This is a genomic window from Candidatus Allofournierella excrementigallinarum (assembly GCF_944388085.1).
Lineage (GTDB): Bacteria > Bacillota > Clostridia > Oscillospirales > Ruminococcaceae > Allofournierella_A > Allofournierella_A excrementigallinarum.
On sequence record NZ_CALXHK010000009.1, the window covers coordinates 20,070 to 40,406 of the forward strand.

Below are 20,337 nucleotides of genomic sequence, written 5' to 3' on the forward strand. Positions count from 1 at the left end.
TCCCTTTCAGGTGCGCCGGCAAAGAAGGTTCTCGGCCAGTGCGGTCAAAAACTCCGATCGTTCCCCATACGCCCGGCTCAGCCGGCCGCAGGCCTCCGCATTGATCTTTTGCGCCAGCTCCATGGCCCCTTCGGGACCGTAAAGCGTGGCAAAGGTGGTCTTGTTGTTTTCGGCGTCGCTGCCGACGGGTTTGCCCAGTTCCTCGCTGGTGCTGGTCACATCCAGCACGTCGTCCACGATCTGGAACACGAGCCCCAGGTCATAGGCGAACTGTTCCAGCCGGCGGCAGTCCTCTTCGCTGCCCTCGGCGGCTGCGGCGCCCATCTGCATAGCCGCGTTGATGAGCGCGCCGGTCTTGTTGCGGTGCACCAGCCGGAGGGTCTCCTCCCCCACCGGCTGGCTCTCATACCGCAGGTCCAGCTCCTGCCCCAGCACCATCCCCGCGCTGCCGGCGCCGTGGGCCAACGCCGCGCTGGCCCGGACACGGGCGGTTTCGCCGGCGGGAGCGGCCGCGATGGCTTCAAAGGCCTCGGTGAGCAGCAGGTCGCCCGCCAGCAGAGCCGTCGCCTCGCCGAAGGCCTTGTGGCAGGAAGGCCTGCCCCGGCGGAAATCGCCGTTGTCCATGCAGGGCAGGTCGTCGTGGATGAGAGAATAGCAGTGCAGCATCTCCACCGCGCAGGCAAACTGCACCGCCTGCTGCGGCTCGCCGCCCAGAAGTTCGCAGGCGGCCATGCACAGCACCGCCCGCACGCGCTTGCCGCCGGCGAGAAAGCTGTAACGGGCGGCCTCGTTCACCTGGCTGCCCAAGGGCAGATACGCATCACAGCAGGCTGCCAGCCGGTCGTTGAACATCTGGAGATAGGCATCGTAATGCTGACGGTAATTCATCCTTCGCTGCCCTCCTGCGGCTTTGTGAGCTGCGCGATGCGCTCGTCGATGGTCTGCATCTTCAATTGAGCCTTGTCCAGCGCGGCGGTGCAGTACTCCGCCAGCGCGGCAGTTTCTGTGTAAAGGGAAATGGCTTCCTCCAGTGGGGTGTCCGGGCTGGCCAGACGGTCCAGCAGGTCCTGCAGGCGGGCCATTCCCTCCTCAAAGCTCTTTGGATTTTTCATCGATGTCCTCCTGTGTCTGGATGACCTGTTCCACACGGCAGCGGGCGCTTGCGCCGCGCCCCTGCAGCAGAATGGGCTGCCCCGGGCGCATCGACGCCACCGGGATGCACTCCCCCGCTTCGCTGCGCGGGATGGCGTAGCCCCGGCTCAGCACCGCGTAGGGGCTCAGGGAATGGCTCAGCGCGCAGGCCGACGTCAGTTCCCGCCTCTTTTCCGCCATTCGGGCGGCTTTGGCGGCGCTGAGCTGGCCGCAGAGCGTCAGAAGCTTGTCCCGCCTGGGGCGGCACAGCGTCTCGCCGGTGATCTGGCCGGCGGTCTGCCGGGCGGCAGCAAGTTCATTATAGCACAAATTCAGCCTGGAATGCATATATTCATGAATATTTGACAAAATCGTGCATATCTTCTGCCGCTCGGCCGTCCGGTCCGGGGCGGCCAGTTCCGCCGCAGCGCTGGGCGTGGGGGCGCGCAGGTCCGCCACATAATCCAGGATGGAGACGTCGATCTCGTGCCCCACCGCGCTGATGAGGGGCGTTTTGCAGGCGTAGGCCGCGCGGGCGATGCGCTCGTCGTTGAAGACCCACAGGTCCTCGCGGGAGCCGCCGCCCCGGGCCACGATGATGACGTCGGCAAGGCCGCTGGCGTCCAGTTCCGTGATGGCCCGGCTTATCTCCTCCGCGGCGGCAAGCCCCTGAACGTTCACCCCTGCCAGCAGCAGCGTGGCCAGCGGCCAGCGGCGGCTGAGCACGTTGCGGATGTCCTGCAAAGCAGCGCCGGTGGCGCTGGTGACAACGCCGATGCATGCGGGGTATGCGGGCAGCGGTTTTTTGTGTTCGGGACAAAAGAGACCTTCCGCTTCCAGACGTGCCTTCAGCTGGTCAAAGGCCAGCTGCGCCGCGCCCAGCCCGTCGGGGAAAAGGTCCTGCACGTAGACCTGAAAGGAGCCGGTGGCTTCGTAAAGGCTGACCCGGCAGCGCACCACGACCCGCATGCCGTCCTGAGGGACGAAGCCCAAACGCCGCGCCTCCTGGCGGAACATCACCGCCTTGACGCTGGCCTTTTCGTCTTTCAGGGTGAAGTACCAGTGGCCGCTCTTTACATGGTTTACAAAGCCGCTCACCTCGCCCCGCAGGGCAAGGTCCGAGAGAAAACCGTCGCTGTCCAGCGCGGACTTTACATAGTGGTTCAGGGCAAAAACGCCGATCACCTCAGTCATGGGCCACCTCCCGCGCCGCCAGCAGGGCGATGCCGATGGCGTTGTCGCTGGAAAAGCGGCCGGGCACAAAGTGAGCGCCGGGCAGGCGCGCCGCCAGTTCTTTCTGGATGACGCCGCTGCTCATAACGCCGCCCGCGAACACCACCGGCAGGCCCGGGTGGTCTTCCAGCGCGGCGATGACCATCTTGTAAGCTGTTTCGGCAATGCACAAAAGGCAATACCGGCACACACAGGCAGGGCTTTTGCCTGCAGCCAGCAGCTGGTTGCACTGATTCTCCAGCCCGGACAGGCTGCACTGGGTGCCCTTCACGCTGGCCTTGGGGCGGATGCGCTCAGTGCACTGCGCCGCCAGCTCGCTGACCTGCACACCGGCGGGAAAAGCAAAGCCCAGGCGCACGCCCACCCGGTCCACCGCCTGGCCGGCGTAGAGGTCGGTGCTGGTGCCGATGCACTCCATCTTGTCCGCGCCGCGGCAGAGCAAAAGGTCGGTGGTGCCGCCGGAGACGTGAAAGACCAGCGCCTGCCGCTCAAACAGGCTCTCGTCCCTGCTGGCATACAGTGCCGCCGCGATGTGCCCCTGCTGGTGAGTGGTCTGGACGAGGGGGATGCCCTTCGCCTGGCTGAACGCCGCGGCGGCGGAGACGCCCGCGAGGAAACAGGGCATGTAGGAGCCCTCCACCGGCCGGGGCCTGGCGGAGACGCCCACGGCGCCTACCTTTGTTAAATCCGCTTCGGCGGCAAGTTCCTCCAAAAGGCCCGGAAGCGCCGCCGTGTGGTGGAACAGCGCATCGCTCTGGCGCAGGCCAAGCTGGCCGGGGCGCACCGGCAAAAACTTCTTTTTATCACAAACAACCTCTTTGGAGCAGGTGTCGTACACCGCCAAAGAGGTTGCATAGTTGCTCGTATCGAAACCCAGCGCCAGCATGGCTCACACCTGGGCGGGCTCGCCGCGCTCGAGGCCCAGCTGGCGCACCACACTGCCCAGCAGCCCGTTGACGAACTGATAGTCGGTCTCGTCGGCATATTTTTTGGTCAGTTCCACCGCTTCGTTGATGGCAACGCCGGGCAGCTTTTCCGGGCCGTAGGCCGCTTCGGCGATGGCAAGGCGAAGCACGGTCAGGTTGACCCGGGGGATGCGCTCCAGGGTCCAGCCTTTCAGATTCGCACGGATGAGGTCGTTGATCTCGGCGCTGTGGTCGTAGTAGGCGGTCAGCAGGGCCTGGGCAAACTCGTCCAGAGGGTAGTCTCCGGCCTCGTTGGCCTGCTCGATCACCTGGCCCAGCGGCATGTCGTCAAATGTGGCGGCAAAGGCGGCCAGGAAGGCGTTTTCGCGCGACGCGCGTCGGGATAATTTCTCCATCGTTGTTCCTTTCACAGCGAGCGGCCCCCCTGCATGGCGCGGGAGGGCCCTGGCTCTTTGTTGGTCAGCGGGGTTTTATTCGGCGGCGGCCTCGGGGCGGACCTGAACGCCGGCCACGATCACGTTCACGCGGGAAACGGTGATGCTGGTCATGCTCTGCACGGCGGCCTTCACATTCTTCTGCACCTTTTCGCACACCGAAGGGATCTTCGCGCCGTAGAACACCACGACCTGCAGCGTGAGTTCGGCCACGTCGTCGTTCAGGCTCACGGCCACGCTTTTGGATTTGGAGAGCAGGCCCTTCACACCGGCGGTGGCGGGGCTGACTTCCTTGACGCCCTCGATCTCCAGCGCAGCCATGCGGGCGATCTTGGCGATCACTTCGGTAGAGATCTGCAGGCTGCCATTCACAACGCAGGTATTTGAAACGTCCATACCCGGTCCTCCCAAAACAAGCAATTTTGCGTCCATGCCGCAGCATGGTAACTTTCTTTGTTATTATACCATCTTCCGCCCCATTCTACAACTGTTATTTTACCTCCACAATGGTGATGTTCTGGGCGGTCACCTGACACTTGCTGAGCACGATGTCCCGGATCTGGGCCACCTCCTCTTTGGTGAGGCCGTCGCTGGTGGTCATCACCGTCACATCCACTGCATCCCCGTTGATGAAGGCCACGCAGTCCACGAAGCCTTTGGCCTTCACAAGGGTCTCGATGTCGCTTTCCGCGGTGATGCTGTCGATGGCGGCGGTGAGCTGCGCGGTGAGCGCGTCCTTCTCCTCATCTGAAAGCTTGGCGCTTTTCAGGCTCTTCTGCAAGGTGTCCAGCGCCTCGTCCCGGGTCTTGGTGCGGTCAAGGCGCGCCTGCTCAAAGAACTCTTTGCCGGTGGGCTCCCCCACGCTGACCAGCTGAGCCTCGCCGTAGTTCTTGTCGCCGGTATCCACATCGCCGTCCACCGCCAGCGCATCGGTCACCACGCCGGTGGTGGTCACCGGGGCGTTGGCCTCGGCGGCATCCAGGGCAAGGTCGGTGCTCTTGGCGTATTCCCAGTTCAGGTACACCGCCACGCCCAGGGCGACCACAAGGGTGAGCAGGGTCATCTTCTGGTTCAATTTTTTGCTGCGCATCATGATACCTCCAACTTAACTCATTTTAGATATGCTGATCCGGTTTGTGGACACCCCGGTGAGCACCGAGACTGCCTGGGTGATCTGAGCGTTCACCGTCACGTCTCCCGCTCCCTCGCACACCACGGCAATGCCGCGGATGACAGGCTCCCAGGTCATCTCCACCAGCGCGTCCTGGCCATCGCGGGTGTCCACCAGAATATGCTCCAGCTGCCGCTGGCCGTTTTCACCGCCGTCGGTCTCGTCAAGGGCGTAGACCGTTTCGGCGCTGGCGTCCAGCGTGACCGCTACCTTCGTGCGGCCCGCGCCCTCGATGGAACCGATCAATTCGGCGAGGGTCTCTTCCAGCTGCCGGACATAGGTTTCGCTCCACTGACGGGTGGCGCCGGAGGCCGCGGAGGCGTCCGCCGCGTTCTCTTTGCCGGAAAAGGGCAGGCCGCCCGCGATGAGGAGAAAGACCCCCAGCACCCCTGCGAAAAACACCAGGCTGCCGCGCCCGGCAAGCTGCTTGGGAAGCAGAGATCCGATCCGTTCCAATTTCATTTTTCCTTCCCTCATGCCTGCGGCTCCGTCGTTTGCCAGGAATACCCCGTCTCGCCCAAAAGCTCCTTCGCCAGCTCCAGCGCTTCCTCCGGCTGGCCGGTGCACAGCGTCACTTCGGGAAGCGTCTGGCTGCTGCCGGGCGCTATCTCCACCTGCGCCTGGATGCCGGCGGCGGAAAGGCGTTCTTCCAGCTGCCGGGCAAGGCTCTGGCAGGCATAGCCGGATACAAAGTCCGAGTAATCGGCGGGCTGGACGCCCGATTCAAAGGAGAGGCTTGCCAGCCCCGTCCAGTCCGCACCTGCCGCCGGGGTAACCACCGACACTAAAATATACAGCGCCAGTACGGTTTTTATGCTTTTGAAACTGCCCTGCCGGGGCAAAAACAGATCCAGCGCCCCGACCAGGATGCAGGCTATGCAGACGTTCAGCGCCCAGAGCTTCATGGTCATCCCCCTCCCCCCATCGTGATCATCAGCGCGGTGGACAGCACCACCAGCATGAAAAAGAACACCAGAAACGACACACAGATGCCCACCGCCTGCCCCATGCCCTCCAGCACGCGGCCGGCCCGGTTCAGGCCGAAAGCCTTGGAGACAGCGCCGCCCAGCTGATAGGCCAGATAATAAAAGGCGCTGTGCACCAGAATGGGCAGAAAGTCGATGGCCAGCACGGCGATGGCGGCAAACCCCAGCGAGCCCTTGAGCACCCGCAGGCCGCTGAGCACGCTGCCCATGGCGTCGGAGGCCACGCTGCCCACCACCGGGATGCTGCTGCTTATGAGGAACTTGCCGGTCTTCATGGCCAGGGTGTCGGCGTTCTGGGCCAGCACGCTCTGCAGCCCCAGCACCGCCCCGAACAGCACCGATACCAGCCCCAGCAGCCATTTGACCGCCTTGGCCAGCAGTTCACAGCCGTCGGCCACGCCGCCGATGCCGCACAGGCCCCCGGCGGTGTTGAGCGCCAGATAGACCTGCAAAACCGGAAGCGCCGCCGCGCAGATGACCTGTGCGCTGAAGTTGGCCATGGTCAGGAACATGCCGCTGTAGACCATGGCCTGGGTGGGCTGGCCGCAGCTGGCGACGACGCCGGAAAACACCGGCACGAAGCTGACGAGATACACCTGCCACTGGGCGATGCTCTCGCTCACCGTGCTCACCAGTTCCAGCGCCGGAGCAAGGCTTACGGTGAACATGCCCAGCACACAGACGCTTTCCAGCGGCCCGGACCAGTCTCCCCGGGGCGCAAGGGCCAGCGCCGCCGCGCCCAGCAGCGCCGCGCCCAGCAACTGCACCAGCAGACGCACCGGCTTTTCAAACTGCTGCCTGGCGGTTTTGAACAGCGCGCCGAGCATCTCGCCCAGCGACGCCTGCTGGAACTCTTCGGCGGTGATGCCCGGCTCGTCCAGAGCCTGCTGCACCTCCGGCGGCAGGGTTTCGCCCTCGGCAAAAACCACGGCGGGCAGCACCAGCAGCAGAAGAAGGATACAAAGGATTCGTTTCATTGCAAAAACGCGATCAGCGCCCCCATGATGTTTTCAAACAGCGGCAGTGCGCAAATCAGGATCAGGCAGCGCCCCGCCAGCTCCACCTTGCCCGCCAGGGTGGAAAGGCCCGCGTCCTTGCACACGTCCTGCATGTTCTGGGCCACCAGCGCGATGCCGGCGGCCTTGAGCACCACCAGAAAGCTGTCGCCGTCCAGATAGCCGGCGGCGGCGGAAAACCACTCGACCAGCGGCTGTGCCAGCTGCAGGATGCGCCCCAGCAGCAGCACCGCGCACAAAGTCAGGCACACCGCCCCATAGGCGGGCAGATACTGGCGCAGCAGCGCGGTGAGCATGGCCGCAACCAGCACGAAGGCCGCTATCCCGAAAATCTCCATGGCCTTCAGAGATTGAACAGTGATTTGATGCTGATGAACAGGTCGCTTATCTGCTGCACCAGCATGGAGAGCACCACGATCAGGCCGGCAAGGGTGGTCATCATGGCCTGATCCTCCCGGCCGGAGCGGATCAGAAGTTGATTGAGCACCGCCACGATGATGCCGATGGCGGCGATCTTGAACACAAGGTCGATATCCATTTGCAGCTCCTTTTCCCGGCTCAAAACAGCATCAGCGCCGCCAAAGCGCCGCAGCACAGCCCTGCCTTTGCATACAGCTGTTTGGCCTGTTCGTACTCCTGCCGCGCGCCTTCCCGCAGGTGCGCGCAGCGCTTGAGATAATAGGCGCAGTGCCGCGCCTCCTCCTGCCCTGCCGCGCTGCCCAGCCGGGTGAAAAAACCTTCCAGCTGGTCCCAGGCGGGCCTGTCCAGGCCGGGCGGGCAGGAAAACGCCTCCAGATGCCCGCACATCTCAAGGCAGAGGCCGGGCATGTCCCGCCGCGCTTTGAGCAGCGCGAGGATCTCGCTCAACGGGGCGGCACGGTAGACGATCTCGTCCTGCACCAGTGAGATGAGGCGTTCCAGCTGTTCCAGCGCCGCCAGCCGCCGCCGCTTTTTTTCGGCCAGCCACCACCCGGCGGCCCAGCCGGAAAAAACCACCAGCGCAGCGCCCAGAAGACGGACCGCCGCGCTCACAGCCAGCACACCTGCTGCACCGCGCCGGGGCGGTTCGCGCCCTCCAGCAGCCCGATGCAGGAAAAGCTTTTTGCCAGCTGCTCCCGCGTGGCGCAAAAGCGCTGTTCCACCGCTTCCGCCGCGTCGCCGTGGACGGTGCAGACAAAGCTCACGCCTCCCTTTGAACCGGCGCACACCGCGGCGAAATCCCCTTCGTCCCCCAGCTCGTCGCAGAGGATGACCTGCGGGCCGAGGCTGCGCAGGGCGCTGATGATGCCCTCCCGCTTGTCGCAGCCGCTGAGCACATCGCAGTGCATCGGCACCGGCACGGCAAAGCCGCCCGGACCGCAGGGCCATATCTCCATGCGCTCGTCCACCACCGCCACCTTTTTGCCAGCGCGGCTCAGCAGCGCCGACACGCCGCGCAGCAAGGTGGTCTTACCGCTGCCCGGTGGCCCCACCAGCACAAGGCCCCGGAAAGGCCCCAGCAGATGGTCCCGCAGCGGGGCGGGCAGTTCCCCCGCCACCGTGCGGGCAATGCGGATGTTCAGGGAGGTGACGGTGCAAAGCCCCTTCATCGCCTGCCCCTGCATATGAAACAGGCCTGCTACCCCAACCCGGTGTCCGCCCGGAAGCGTGAAAAAGCCCCGGGCAAGCTGCTGCTCATAGCTGTGGACCGAATGTTCGCACAAGGAATAAAAGCACTCCTGCAGCTGGGCGTGGGTCAGCGTCGGCCCGCCCTGCCCCGCGCCCTGGCCCGGCAGACAGAACTGCCCGCCGGCGCAGGTCAGCACCACCGGCCTGCCGCTGCGCAGGTGTATCTCATGGATGGTTTGCGCCTGCCGGGGAGACAAGTCCTCCAGCGGGCGGCGCAGAAAGCCGGGCAGCCGGCGTATCGCGGCGTAATACTCGTCCATTTTGTTTCACCGTCCCTTTGTTTTCTATGGTATGTGGCCCTGGGCAGGGATAGAACAAAAAGAGCGTCCGCTTCCCCGATGGGAAACGGACGCTCTGCGTCATGTTCTATTATGTGAAGGGGTTCAGCTTTGCAGCATTGCCAGGAATTCCTGTTCGGTGAGCACAGGCACGCCCAGCTGCCGGGCCTTGGTGAGTTTGGAGCCCGCGGCCTCGCCTGCCACCACATAGGCGGTCTTTTTGGAGACCGAGCCGCTGGCCTTGCCTCCGTTCTTGACGATGAGGGCCTCGGCCTCGGCGCGGGACATGGTCTCCAGCGTGCCGGTGACCACGACGGTCTTGCCCGCCAGCTTGTCGGTCTTTTCCTCGCCGTGCCAGATCATGTTCACCCCGGCGCGGCGCAGCCGGTCCACCAGGTCGGCGGTGCCCTCACGGGCAAAGAACTCCACCACGCTCTGGGCCATCACGCCGCCGAACCCGTCGATGGCGCTGATGGCCTCGGCGTCGGCGGCCTGCACCGCTTCCATCGAGCCGAAATGCTCTGCCAGCAGGGCGGCGGCTTTGTCGCCGATATTGCGGATGCCAAGGCCGAAGAGCAGTTTGTCCAGATTGTTCTCCTTGCTGGCCTCGATGGCGCCCAAAAGATTATCCACACTCTTCTGCTTGAATTTGTCCAGCGCCAGCAGCTGCCCGGCAGACAGGTCGTAGAGGTCGGCGGCACAGTGCACATAGCCTTTGTCCACCAGCTGGGCCGCCACCGCCTTGCCCAGACCGTCGATGTCCATGGCCGCCCGGGAGGCAAAGTGGATGAGGTTGCGCAGCGTCTGGGCCGGGCACTCGGGGTTGATGCAGCGCAGGGCGGCCTCGTCCTCCAGATGCACCACCTTTGCGCCGCAGCTGGGGCAGGTGTCCGGCAGGCGGAAGGGCGCGGCGCCCTCGCGGGCGTGGGCGGTGACCGCCACCACCTCGGGGATGATGTCTCCTGCCTTGCGCACCAGGATGGTGTCGCCGATGCACACGCCCAGCTGGTCGATAAAGTCCTGGTTATGCAGGATGGCCCGGCTGACGGTGGTGCCCGCCAGCTGCACCGGTTCAAACACCGCCGTGGGGGTGAGCACGCCGGTGCGGCCCACGGTCACGTCCACCTGCAGCAGCGTGGTGGGCTTTTCCTCCGGCGGATATTTGAAGGCGATGGCCCAGCGGGGGAACTTGTTGGTGCTTCCCAGCACCTCCCGCTGGCCGAAGTCGTCCACCTTGATGACTGCGCCGTCCATATCGAAGGAAAGCTGCCCACGGCTGCGGCCGATGGCCTCGATCTCGCCGATAGCGTCCTCGATGTCGGTGAAGCTGTTGTAGCGGGGCGACACGGGAAAGCCCAGAGATCTGACATAATCCAGGCTCTGACGGTGGCTGGTGATGGCGGGGCCTCCCCGCATCTGCTGGATGTTGAACACAAAAATGGAGAGCCCGCGGCCCGCGGTGATGCGGCTGTCCTTTTGGCGCAGCGAGCCGGCGGCGGCGTTGCGGGGGTTCTTGAAGGGCTGTTTGTCGCTGAGCTCCTGCTCCTCCACCAGCTTTTCAAAGGCGGCGTGGGGCATGTAGACCTCGCCCCGCACTTCCAGATATTCCGGCGCGTTTTCCAGCTGTTTTGGGATGTCCGCGATGGTGGCAAGGTTCGCGGTCACGTCCTCGCCCACCACGCCGTCGCCCCGGGTGGAACCGCGCACAAAGCGCCCGTTCTCGTATTCCAGGCTCACCGATAGGCCGTCGATCTTGACCTCCACCACATACAGCGGCTCCAGGCCTTCTCCCCGCACCCGGCGGTCAAACTCCCGCAGCTCATCAAAACTGAAGGCGTCCTGCAGGCTTTCCATTTTGACCTGATGGGTCACCTTGGCAAACCGCCCGGAAGGCGCGCCGCTCACCTTCTGGGTGGGCGAATCCGGCGTGATCAGCTGGGGGAACTCGGCTTCCAGCGCTTTGAGCTCCCGGGTCAGCGAGTCGTATTCATAGTCTTCCAGCTCGGGGGCGTCCTGCTCATAATAAAGGCGGTTGTTGCGTTCGATCACCTGGCGGAGATACGCGGCCCGCTCTTTTGCCTGTTCCAGTTCCACGTTTTTCACCTCTGCAAAAGCCGCCCGCGGGCGGCTTGATCGTCTCGAGTCATTATACCACAATCAGCCGGACCCTTCCATATAAAATTCCGGCGTGCGGCCCACGATCAGCACCTGGGCCACACAGATGGTGCTCCGGGCCGTCGTCTCCACCTGCATGCCTGCCAGCACGGCGCACATCTGCACCGAAAACTCAAGGTCGGTCTGCAGCTTGGTCTGGTTCACACCTGCGGCAGAAAAGCCGGTCTCCACCCGGCTTTCCACATGCGACAGGGGGAGCACCTTTACCGTGATGTCCGGCCCGCGCCCGGAAAAAAGCTGCAGGCCCAGCAGGGTGCCCAGCGGGATGGTGAAATCCGCCGTGCCCTTTTCCATTGCCTGGGTGAGGTCGCTCTCCAGCATGTACTGCAGGCGGGTCAGCTTGGCAGTGTCCGCTTCGGCGCTCTGCACCAGGCCGGTCCCGTCATAGCGGAGGATATACAGGTCCTCCAGCAGTTCGGGCGACCGGCGCAGGCAGTCGCTCACCGCAGACTGCATCCAGCGCACCGCCCGTTCGCGGCATTCATACTCTGCCATCGTTCGGGCAACAGGCCGCATCTTCTGCTCCAGTCTCACAAGGCTGAACAGCAGCAGTGCGGACAGAAGCAGCGCACACAGGGCGAACCGATTCACCTTGCTCTTTTTTCGACTCGCTGCGCTGTTCTGACGCCGCATGGAAAACTCCCCCTTTTCGCCTGCTGTTCTTTAAAAAGGATATTCATGTGGGGGGGAATATGTGAAAATTCAAAAACCGCGTCCTTCTTTGTTCCAGACGGTGAGCTGGAGGATGGTGCTCAGCGCCGCGTACAGCACACCGGCCACCGGCCAGACCAGCCAGGTGAGCTCCCAGCGCCCGCTGGCAAAGCTCCAGCCCAGATACAGCGCCACCGCCAGCAGCCAGTATGCGGTGTCCACCGCCTCTTGGGCGCTGCTTCTTTTCTTCCGGGCGGGGGCGTAGTCCGCCTCCTGGAGCAGCTTTTCCATGCTGGCCCAGCGCACCCCGCACAGGATGAACAGCACCACGCCAACGCCTGCCAACAGTATGGTCAGGCACAGCAGCAAAACAGTCGGGAAAAGTTCGCCCTTGAGCAGGATGCTCAAAAACAGCGGAATGATCGACAGGATGCAGATGCAGGTGGCCGCGATGTTGCAGGCGGCATAGGCGCCGCGGAACGCATTCTTTTTTTCACTCACCATGCCGTGCACGCCGTATTCCGGCTCGAAAGGCTCGCTGTCGATGAATTCATAGGGGGCGTTCTTGAAGCCGCACCAGACAAAGAGTGAAACGCCCGCGGCGACCAGCACCGCCAGCAGGCACAGGCCTGCCGCCGCGGCAAATTCTTCGGTGACGCCGGCAAGGCCGGCCTGGGCCATGGCGCCCAGCAAAAGCAGCGGCATAAAGGAGACGATGCACAAAAAGGTGCCGGTGGCAATGAGCACGGAGGCGGTCTTACGCCATTTCAGGTAGGCCTGCGCATCTGCAAGGCTGATGCGCTTTACAGGACTATCCTCTCTGCTGCCGGTGCATTCCTCCGCTTCCAATTCGTCTTTCAAAAGATAGTCGGTGGTCACGCCGAACAGCACGCTCAGCTGCAGCAGCTTTTCCAGTTCCGGCACGGTCTGCGCGCCCTCCCATTTGGACACAGCCTGCCGGGAGACATTGAGCTTTTCAGCCAGCTCTTCCTGGGACCAGCCGTTTTTCTTCCGAAGGCGGATCAGTTTTTCGGCAAAGATCATTGCTCGTTCCTCCATTTTTTCGAGTGCGGCGGGCATATCGTGCCCTTCGCCTGGCTCCAGCATACAGGAAAACCCGGTTGCGCGCCACCAAACGGCGGCTTGAAATTTGTCAACCCGGGGTTGCGGCCCGCGAAAAACATACGAAACGCCAAAAGAGTATGGCACAAACAGGGAAAAGAAAACAGGCCCGCCGCACAGCGGCGAGCCCGTGAGGACAGGGTTCAGATGGAGATGGTCTCGGCCACATCCAGCAGGGTGGTGTCGATGCTCTTGTGCATGGACAGGGCCACGTTGATGTCATAGTCCACGATCTTGTCGGCGGACTCGGCGACGACCCGGTTGAAGATGCCCTTTTCCAGCAGGATGACCGCCTGATAGCCCATGCGGGAAGCGGTGACGCGATCCCGCAGGGTGGGCGAACCGCCGCGCTGTACATGACCCAGAACGGTGGCGCGGGAGTCGATGCCGGTGCGGGCCTGGATCTCGTTGGCCAGGTCCTGCGCATGGCCGGCGCCCTCGGCAACGATCACGATGAAGTGCTTCTTGCCGGTCTTCTGGGTGAACTGCATCCGCTCCAGGATGTCGCGCTCCAGATCATAGGGACGCTCGGGGATGAGAGTGGCGATGGCGCCGGTGGCGATGCCCACGTTCAAGGCAATGTAGCCGGCGTTGCGGCCCATGACCTCCACCACACTGCAGCGGTCGTGGCTCTGGGTGGTGTCGCGCAGCTTATCCACCATCTCCACCGCGGTGTTCATGGCGGTATCATAGCCGATGGTGTACTCGCTGCAGGCGATGTCGTTGTCGATGGTGCCGGGGATGCCGATGCAGGGGATCCCCAGGTTGGCAAGCGCCTTGGCGCCGCGGAAGGAGCCGTCGCCGCCGATGACCACCAGCGCGTCGATGCCCAGCTTCTGGCACATGTCAGCGCCCTTGCGCTGGCCTTCCTCGGTCTTGAACTCAAGGCAGCGCGCGGTATACAGAACAGTGCCGCCGCGATGAATGATCTCGGAAACACTGCGCAGGTTCATTTCATAGGTCTCGCCGTTCAGCAGCCCGTTGAAGCCGCGCTGAATGCCGATCACCCGCATGCCGTGGCCAAGGGCGGTACGCACAACGGCACGCACCGCAGCGTTCATGCCAGGCGCGTCGCCGCCGCTGGTAAGTACGCCAATCGTCTTGACTTCCTTTGCCATAAAAAAGCCCCCCTAAACGATTCATTACAAAAAAGCCGACAGGCTTTTCGCGGAAATACACCGCGGCCTCACAGCTGTGGAATACCACATGGCTATTATACCATCGGTGCAACAAAAACGCAAAAGAAAGATGGGGCCAAATGTTCACAAATTTTGCTAAACCGGCACGCTTCAAATTGTGCGAATGGCTTTATCAGGCGCTTTTTCATTTGAACGCCACATTTCCATCCCCCAAAATGCGTTTCAGCTCACACGTCAAAAGTTCATGTTCCATGCTCCACAGGTCACGGGGTGCGAGCGTGAGCTGCTTTTTGTCCTCAAAATAGATATACACCGGCAGCGGGCCCTCAAAGATAGAGAGCAGATTCTCCACCTTTGCAAACTGCGGGCAGCTGCGGCTGGGTACCTTGAGGTACATCCCCTTGCGGGCCGGTCTTTCCTGCGCAGGGCGCGGCGCGGCTCCGTTTACGGAATACTCCTCGATGGGCGTGATCTTCTCCGCCACCAGTTTGGCGTTTTCCTCTTCCTTCACCGACACCCGCCCGTTGATGACCACCACGGCGTTGTCCTGCAGCGCGCTGCGGCAGTCTGCCAGCACCTTGGGGAACACGATGATCTCCATGGTGCCGCTCAGGTCCTCCACGCTGGTGAAGGCCATCATGGTGTTGGAACGGGTGGTCATGACCTTGCTCTTGATGACCGCGCACACGATGTTCACGCGCTTGCCGTCGTAGCGGCGGGCCTCCTCCCCCATCAGGTCGGCGATGCGGCAGGCCCCGATCTTCTGGATCTGCTGGCGGTAGCCGTCCAGCGGGTGGCCGGACAGATACAGCCCGCTGACCTCTTTCTCCATTTTCAGCAGTTCGGGCAGGGGGAATTCGCCGTGGTCCTCGATGTGGAAGTCCTCCCCTGCTGTGCCGGCGCTTTCACCTGAAAGCTGGCTGAACAGGTCCAGCTGGCCTTCCACGTTGCGTCCCACATCGGTCTCCACACTCTTGAAGATGGCGTCCACGTTTTCCAGCATGGCCTTGCGGCTGACGCCGGTCTCGTCAAAGGCGCCGCACTTCACAAGGCTTTCCGCCGCGCGGCGGTTCAATTCCTGCCCATGCAGGCGGCGGCAGAAGTCATAGAGTGAGGTGAAGGGCTTTTCCTTCCGCTCGCGCACCACGGCGGCGATGAGGTTGCGGCCCACATTTTTGGTAGCGTTCAGCCCGAAGCGGATGCTTTTGCCGTCCACGGTGAAACCGCCGTCGCTGACGTTGATGCTGGGCGGCAGCACCTTGATGCCAAGCCGCTGGCACTCGCCGGTGTACTCGATGACCTTGTCGGTGTTGTCCAGCACACTGGTGAGCAGGGCGGCCATGAACTCGCTGGGATAGTGGCATTTGAGGTAGGCGGTCTGGAACGCCACGTAGGCATAGCAGGCCGCGTGGGATTTGTTGAAGGCGTAGGACGCAAAGCTGCTCATGTCGTCGAAGATGTCGTTGGCAGCCTGCTCGCTGATGCCGTTGGCGGTGCAGCCGGTGACGAAATGCTGGCGCTCCTTTTCCATGACGTCATGCTTTTTCTTGCTCATGGCGCGGCGCACCAGGTCCGCCTGGCCCAGCGTGAAGCCCGCCAGCTCCCGGCAGATCTGCATGACCTGCTCCTGATAAACGATGCATCCGTTGGTCACATCCAGAATGTGAGCCAGCTGGGGCGTCTTGTAACGCACCTTGTCCGGCTCGTGGCGGTTGCGCAGATAGGTGGGGATGGAGTCCATGGGCCCCGGGCGGTAGAGGCTGATGAGGGCGATGATGTCCTCAAGGTTCTTCGGCTGCAGCCCGGTGAGCACCTGCTTCATGCCGGTGCTTTCCAGCTGGAACACGCCCTCGGTCTCGCTGCGGCCCAGCATGTCGTAGGTAGCGGCGTCGTCATAGGAGATATTGTCCATGGAAAAGCCCGGCTCGCGGCGGCGCACCATCTCCTCGGCGTTTTTGATGACCGTGAGGGTGCGCAGACCCAGAAAGTCCATCTTCAAAAGGCCCAGCTCCTCGATGGTGGTCATGGTGAACTGGGTCACAGGCACGCCGTCGTTGGAGGCCAGCGGCACATACTCGTTGGCGGCCTCCCGGGTGATGACCACGCCCGCCGCATGGGTGGAGGCGTGACGGGGCATGCCCTCGATCTTGATGGCGGTGTCGATGAGTTCCTTCACCTGGGGATCGGCTTCGTACTGGGCTTTCAGTTCCGGCGAGACTTCCAGCGCCCGGTTCAGGGTCATTTTCAATTCCATGGGCACCATCTTGGAGATGGAGTCCACCTGGGCGTAGGGCATGCCCAGCACACGGCCCACGTCACGGATGGCGGCGCGGGCGGCCATGGTCCCGAAGGTGATGATCTGGGCCACATGGTCGTGGCCGTATTTTTCGTTCACATAGTCGATGACCTCCTGCCGGCGCTCATAGCAGAAATCCACGTCAAAGTCGGGCATGCTCACCCGCTCGGGGTTCAGAAAGCGCTCGAACAGAAGGTTGTAGCGGATGGGGTCGATGTTGGTGATGCCCACGCAGTAAGCTGCAAGGCTGCCCGCGCCGCTGCCGCGGCCGGGCCCCACAGGGATGCCCTGCTGTTTTGCGTAGTTGATAAAATCGAAAACGATGAGGTAATAGTTGGTGTAGCCCATGCGGCGGATGACGCCGATCTCGTATTCCAGACGCTCGCGCATCTCGTCGGTCACGCCGTCGCCGTAGCGGCGGGCAAGGCCCTCGCGGCAGAGCGTTTCAAAATAGACCTGGTTGTCCATGCCGCCGGGCGCTTCGAAATACGGCAGCTTGGTGACGCCGAACTCAAAGTCAAAGTTGCACATCTCGGCGATCTTGACGGTGTTCTCGCAGGCGTCCGGCGCGATGGAGAACAGGTCGTACATCTCCTCGGTGCTCTTGAGGTAGAATTCGTCGGTCTCAAATTCCAGCTTGTCCGCGTCCTGCACGGTCTTTCCGGTCTGGATGCAGATGAGGATGCTCTGCATCTTGCTGTCCTCCTTGCGGAGGTAGTGGGCGTCGTTGGTGGCCACCAGCGGGATGCCCGTCTCCCGGGCAAGGCGGATGAGCAGCGGCAGGATCTGCTGCTGGGCGTCAATTCCGTGATCCTGAATCTCGATATAGAAATCGCCCTGGCCGAACAGGCCGTTGAAGTAGAGTGCGGCGGCCTTTGCCTTTTCGTAGTCCCCCGCCAGCAGCGCCTGGGGTATCTCGCCCGCGAGGCAGGCAGAAAGGCACACAAGACCCTCGTGGTGCTGTTCCAGCAGTTCCTTGTCCACCCGGGGTTTGGAATAAAAGCCCTCGATGAAGCCGGCGGAGACCAGCTTGATGAGATTTTTGTAGCCTGTTTCGTTTTTGCAAAGCAGCACCAGATGGTTGGAGCCGTCAATGCGGTTCACCTTGTCAAAGCGCGAGCGGGTGGCCACATAGACTTCGCAGCCGATGATGGGCTTTACGCCGGCCTTTTTCGCGGCCTTGTAAAAGTCTACACAGCCGTACATCACGCCGTGGTCGGTGATGGCGATGGCGGTCTGGCCCAGTTCTTTGAGGCGGTCGAACATCCTGTCGATGCGGCAGGCGCCGTCGAGAAGGCTGTATTCCGTGTGCACATGCAGGTGCGCAAATTGTTTTTCAGACATCATTTCTCCTTTGCCGCAGTTCATCGGCCAACTGCTCCAGCTTTTTCAGCCTGTGGGAAAGGCCCGACTTGCTGATGGGCTCCGGGCTTTTTTGCACCAGCTGTGCCAGCGACAGGTCTGGCCAGTCCAGGCGCAGCTGCGCCGCCTGCCGCAGGGGGGCGGGCAGCGCGTCGAAATCCCCTTTTTCCTGTAAGTACTCGATGGCCTTTCTCGCCGCCACGTTGGCGGTGACCACCTTGTCGATGTTGGCCATTTCGCAATTGTTCAGGCGGTTGGTCTTGTTGCGCAGTTCCTTGAACATCTTGTGGTCCATGATCTGCATGGCGGCGCCGCCCGCGCCCATGAAGGTGAGCAGGTCCGCCACCTGCTCGCTGGCCTTGACGTAGATGACGTTCACGCCTTTGCGCACGGTGCGCCGGGGGGTGAACTCGTGCTCTGCCAAAATGCCCTCCAGGTCCTTTGCCAGGTTATAGCGGGGGCACAGGAATTCCAGATTGTACTCTTTGCTGGGATCGGTCATGGTGCCGCAGCACAGGAATGCCGACGCAACAAAAGTGGAAAAGCAGTGCCCGCAGCGGATAAGCCGGGGGTCGATGTGGCGGCTGACCTGTTCCTCTTCGCAGTGGAACAGCTTCAGCATCTTGTCCACTTCCTGCGGGTCGTCCACCTTGAATTCATAAAGGGGGCCGCTGGGCCGCTCCTTTGTGGTGATGGCGCCATGGATCCCGCAGATGCCGAACAGGCGCTTTGCATACTGTGCGACCCCCCAAAGCTCTGTGTGAAGCACAAGACCTTTACTGTCGAAATAGCGGCCAAAGCAGGCGATGCCGTAGCTTGCAGCCAGGGCGCAGCACTCGCGGGTGATCTTTTTCTGCACGATCTCATTCTTTACATCCTGGGAAAAGCTCAAGGTTTCCGCCTCCTTTCAAGGCAAGATACGGGTCTTTCAAGCAGTACGGCCCGCATCCCGATGATGAAGCGCGGGATGATAGCCAAGGCCCGTGCAGAACTGGCCGATGAGCCGGGCAAAGGTGATGGAGCGGTGCTTGCCGCCGGTGCAGCCCACCGCGATGGTCAGCTGGCTTTTGCCCTCCTTGACATAGAGAGGCAGCGAGTATTCCAGCAGAGACTGGATGCGGCGCAAAAGCTCTTTTGACTCCTCGAAGCTCATCACATAGTCCACCACTGCCTGGTCCAGGCCGGTGAGGGGCTTGAGTTCCGGGATATAAAAGGGATTGGGCAGGCAGCGCACGTCAAAAACGATGTCCGCTTCCTTGGGCAGGCCATATTTGAAGCCGAAGGAGACGACGTTCAGCACCATCCCCTCTGTTTCTTCCTGCAAGAACAGGCTGCAGATGCGCTCTTTATTCTGCGCGGGCGACAAAAGCGAAGTGTCCAGCACAAAATCCGCCCGCTCGAAAAGGGGGCGCAGCACTTCCCGCTCCATTGCGATGGCGCGGGTGGTGGGCACCCCTTCGTAGCTGGTCAGAGGGTGGATGCGGCGGGTCTCCTTGTAGCGGCGTTGAAGCACTTCCTCGGAGCAGTCCAGAAACAGGATGCGGTAGTTCACGCCGCACCTGTCCAGCCCATCCAGCGCTGCCTCCACATCGGCGGCACTGCGGCAGCCGCGCACGTCCAGCACAACGGCCACCTTTTGCAGCATATTCTCGCCCTGCTGGGCAAAATCCACAAGCCGGGGCATCAGCCCCGCCGGGATGTTGTCGATGCAGAAATAGCCGATGTCTTCCAGCACATTCATCGTCAGCGATTTGCCGGCGCCGGAAAGACCCGTCACGATCAGAAGTTCCATTTTGCTCTTCCCTTTTTCTTTCCGGGGCTCACTCCACCACCCGGATCTCCTTTTCCAGCGTGTAGCCGGTCTGTTCTTTCACTGTGTTGCAGACAAGGTCCGCCAGCGCCAGAACATCGGCGCAGGTCGCCCCGCCCAGATTCACGATAAAGCCGCAGTGCTTTTCGCTGATGGCGGCGCCGCCCACCCGTGCGCCCCGCAGGCCGCACTGCTGGATGAGCGCGCCGGCAAAGGCGCCCTGCGGGCGTTTGAAGGCGCTGCCCGCGCTGGGGTAGTCCAGCGGCTGCTTTTCCACACGGCGGGCCATCAGCTCCTGCATGGCCGCCTCGATCTGCGCCGGGTCACCTGGAACAAGGCGCAGCTGCGCGCTGAGGACATGCCAGCCGGTGCGCTCGAAAATGCTGGTGCGGTAGCCCAGCTCCAACTCCCCGGCGGGCAGCGTGCGAACTGTGCCCGTTTCGTCCAGAAAGGTCACGGCGGTGAGCACATCCCGCATCTCGCCGCCGTAAGCGCCGGCGTTCATGTACACCGCGCCGCCCACGCTGCCGGGGATGCCGAAGGCAAACTCCAGCCCCGAAAGGCCCCGGGCGGCCGCGGCCTTGCACAGAGTGTTCAGCCCGAGGCCGGCGTCGGCATAAACGTCCGTTCCCTCAAAGCGGGGCGCGCCGGCCATGGCCGCGGTGTTCAGCACGGCGCCGTCGAATCCGGCATCGGAAAACAGGACGTTGGAGCCTTTGCCGAGGAGATAATGGCGTATGCCGTGCTGACGGCACAGCCCGACCGCCCCGGCCATCTGTTCGCTGTCTTTGGGGGTGCAGAACACCCTGGCCGGGCCGCCGATGCGAAAGCTGGTGTGCTTTGACAGCGGCTCATCCCGAAGAAAATCGATGTTCCTTTTTTTCAGTTCCCGACACAGGGCTTCTATCTGCTCCACTGCGCTCAGCCTCCGAACGATTG

The 20,337-nt window shown here is 62.6% G+C and carries 22 protein-coding genes; all 22 read right to left on the minus strand.

Annotated features, from left to right (window positions below):
• Positions 1–6: 6 nt before the first annotated feature.
• The 22 genes from ACH2AT_RS02925 to murB all read right to left on the minus strand — a co-directional run bounded on the left by ACH2AT_RS02925 (position 7) and on the right by murB (position 20,314).
• Positions 7–888: a polyprenyl synthetase family protein gene (locus ACH2AT_RS02925; RefSeq protein ID WP_394963466.1), complete on the minus strand. Its 882-nt coding sequence runs from the start codon at positions 886–888 to the stop codon at positions 7–9.
• Positions 885–1,112, minus strand: coding sequence for an exodeoxyribonuclease VII small subunit (gene xseB, locus ACH2AT_RS02930; protein ID WP_394963468.1), 228 nt, complete (start codon positions 1,110–1,112; stop codon positions 885–887). Before xseB ends, ACH2AT_RS02925 begins: the two co-directional genes overlap by 4 nt.
• Positions 1,090–2,325: an exodeoxyribonuclease VII large subunit gene (gene xseA / locus ACH2AT_RS02935; protein WP_394963470.1), complete on the minus strand. Its 1,236-nt coding sequence runs from the start codon at positions 2,323–2,325 to the stop codon at positions 1,090–1,092. Before xseA ends, xseB begins: the two co-directional genes overlap by 23 nt.
• A complete protein-coding gene (locus tag ACH2AT_RS02940; protein ID WP_394963472.1) occupies positions 2,318–3,250 on the minus strand; it encodes a glycoprotease in 933 nt (310 codons plus the stop codon). Before ACH2AT_RS02940 ends, xseA begins: the two co-directional genes overlap by 8 nt.
• Before the next feature lie 3 nt (positions 3,251–3,253).
• On the minus strand, positions 3,254–3,685 hold the full coding sequence (gene nusB / locus ACH2AT_RS02945) for a transcription antitermination factor NusB (RefSeq protein ID WP_394963474.1): 432 nt from the start codon (positions 3,683–3,685) through the stop codon (positions 3,254–3,256).
• A gap of 75 nt (positions 3,686–3,760) precedes the next feature.
• On the minus strand, positions 3,761–4,120 hold the full coding sequence (locus tag ACH2AT_RS02950; RefSeq protein ID WP_177521521.1) for an Asp23/Gls24 family envelope stress response protein: 360 nt from the start codon (positions 4,118–4,120) through the stop codon (positions 3,761–3,763).
• Between the two features lie 94 nt (positions 4,121–4,214).
• Complete coding sequence (locus ACH2AT_RS02955) at positions 4,215–4,814, minus strand: SpoIIIAH-like family protein (RefSeq protein WP_394963476.1); 600 nt, start codon at positions 4,812–4,814, stop codon at positions 4,215–4,217.
• A gap of 15 nt (positions 4,815–4,829) precedes the next feature.
• On the minus strand, positions 4,830–5,357 hold the full coding sequence (locus tag ACH2AT_RS02960; RefSeq protein WP_394963478.1) for a stage III sporulation protein AG: 528 nt from the start codon (positions 5,355–5,357) through the stop codon (positions 4,830–4,832).
• Positions 5,358–5,368: 11 nt separating this feature from the next.
• Complete coding sequence (locus tag ACH2AT_RS02965) at positions 5,369–5,806, minus strand: hypothetical protein (protein WP_394963480.1); 438 nt, start codon at positions 5,804–5,806, stop codon at positions 5,369–5,371.
• Positions 5,803–6,858, minus strand: a complete 1,056-nt coding sequence (locus tag ACH2AT_RS02970) for a hypothetical protein (protein WP_394963482.1) — start codon at positions 6,856–6,858, stop codon at positions 5,803–5,805. The genes ACH2AT_RS02965 and ACH2AT_RS02970 overlap by 4 nt, the downstream gene beginning before the upstream one ends.
• On the minus strand, positions 6,855–7,235 hold the full coding sequence (locus ACH2AT_RS02975) for a SpoIIIAC/SpoIIIAD family protein (protein WP_394963484.1): 381 nt from the start codon (positions 7,233–7,235) through the stop codon (positions 6,855–6,857). The genes ACH2AT_RS02970 and ACH2AT_RS02975 overlap by 4 nt, the downstream gene beginning before the upstream one ends.
• A gap of 5 nt (positions 7,236–7,240) precedes the next feature.
• Complete coding sequence (spoIIIAC, locus tag ACH2AT_RS02980) at positions 7,241–7,435, minus strand: stage III sporulation protein AC (protein WP_177521527.1); 195 nt, start codon at positions 7,433–7,435, stop codon at positions 7,241–7,243.
• Between the two features lie 20 nt (positions 7,436–7,455).
• Positions 7,456–7,929: a stage III sporulation protein AB gene (locus ACH2AT_RS02985; protein WP_394963486.1), complete on the minus strand. Its 474-nt coding sequence runs from the start codon at positions 7,927–7,929 to the stop codon at positions 7,456–7,458.
• The gene (locus ACH2AT_RS02990) at positions 7,926–8,825 is read right to left on the minus strand and encodes an ATPase, T2SS/T4P/T4SS family (protein ID WP_394963488.1); all 900 of its coding nucleotides are present in this window, start codon (positions 8,823–8,825) and stop codon (positions 7,926–7,928) included. Before ACH2AT_RS02990 ends, ACH2AT_RS02985 begins: the two co-directional genes overlap by 4 nt.
• A 123-nt stretch (positions 8,826–8,948) precedes the next feature.
• Positions 8,949–10,937, minus strand: coding sequence for an NAD-dependent DNA ligase LigA (gene ligA / locus ACH2AT_RS02995; protein WP_394963490.1), 1,989 nt, complete (start codon positions 10,935–10,937; stop codon positions 8,949–8,951).
• Between the two features lie 63 nt (positions 10,938–11,000).
• A complete protein-coding gene (locus ACH2AT_RS03000) occupies positions 11,001–11,651 on the minus strand; it encodes a sporulation protein YunB (protein WP_394963492.1) in 651 nt (216 codons plus the stop codon).
• A gap of 69 nt (positions 11,652–11,720) precedes the next feature.
• Complete coding sequence (locus ACH2AT_RS03005) at positions 11,721–12,713, minus strand: helix-turn-helix domain-containing protein (RefSeq protein WP_394963494.1); 993 nt, start codon at positions 12,711–12,713, stop codon at positions 11,721–11,723.
• A 221-nt stretch (positions 12,714–12,934) separates the two neighbouring features.
• The gene (gene pfkA, locus ACH2AT_RS03010; protein WP_394963496.1) at positions 12,935–13,909 is read right to left on the minus strand and encodes a 6-phosphofructokinase; all 975 of its coding nucleotides are present in this window, start codon (positions 13,907–13,909) and stop codon (positions 12,935–12,937) included.
• Positions 13,910–14,114: 205 nt separating this feature from the next.
• A complete protein-coding gene (locus tag ACH2AT_RS03015) occupies positions 14,115–17,570 on the minus strand; it encodes a DNA polymerase III subunit alpha (protein ID WP_394963498.1) in 3,456 nt (1,151 codons plus the stop codon).
• The gene (gene whiA / locus ACH2AT_RS03020; RefSeq protein ID WP_394963500.1) at positions 17,563–18,480 is read right to left on the minus strand and encodes a DNA-binding protein WhiA; all 918 of its coding nucleotides are present in this window, start codon (positions 18,478–18,480) and stop codon (positions 17,563–17,565) included. Before whiA ends, ACH2AT_RS03015 begins: the two co-directional genes overlap by 8 nt.
• A gap of 36 nt (positions 18,481–18,516) precedes the next feature.
• The gene (gene rapZ, locus ACH2AT_RS03025; protein WP_394963502.1) at positions 18,517–19,380 is read right to left on the minus strand and encodes an RNase adapter RapZ; all 864 of its coding nucleotides are present in this window, start codon (positions 19,378–19,380) and stop codon (positions 18,517–18,519) included.
• 28 nt (positions 19,381–19,408) lie between these two features.
• A complete protein-coding gene (murB, locus tag ACH2AT_RS03030) occupies positions 19,409–20,314 on the minus strand; it encodes a UDP-N-acetylmuramate dehydrogenase (RefSeq protein WP_394963504.1) in 906 nt (301 codons plus the stop codon).
• Between the last annotated feature and the right edge of the window lie 23 nt (positions 20,315–20,337).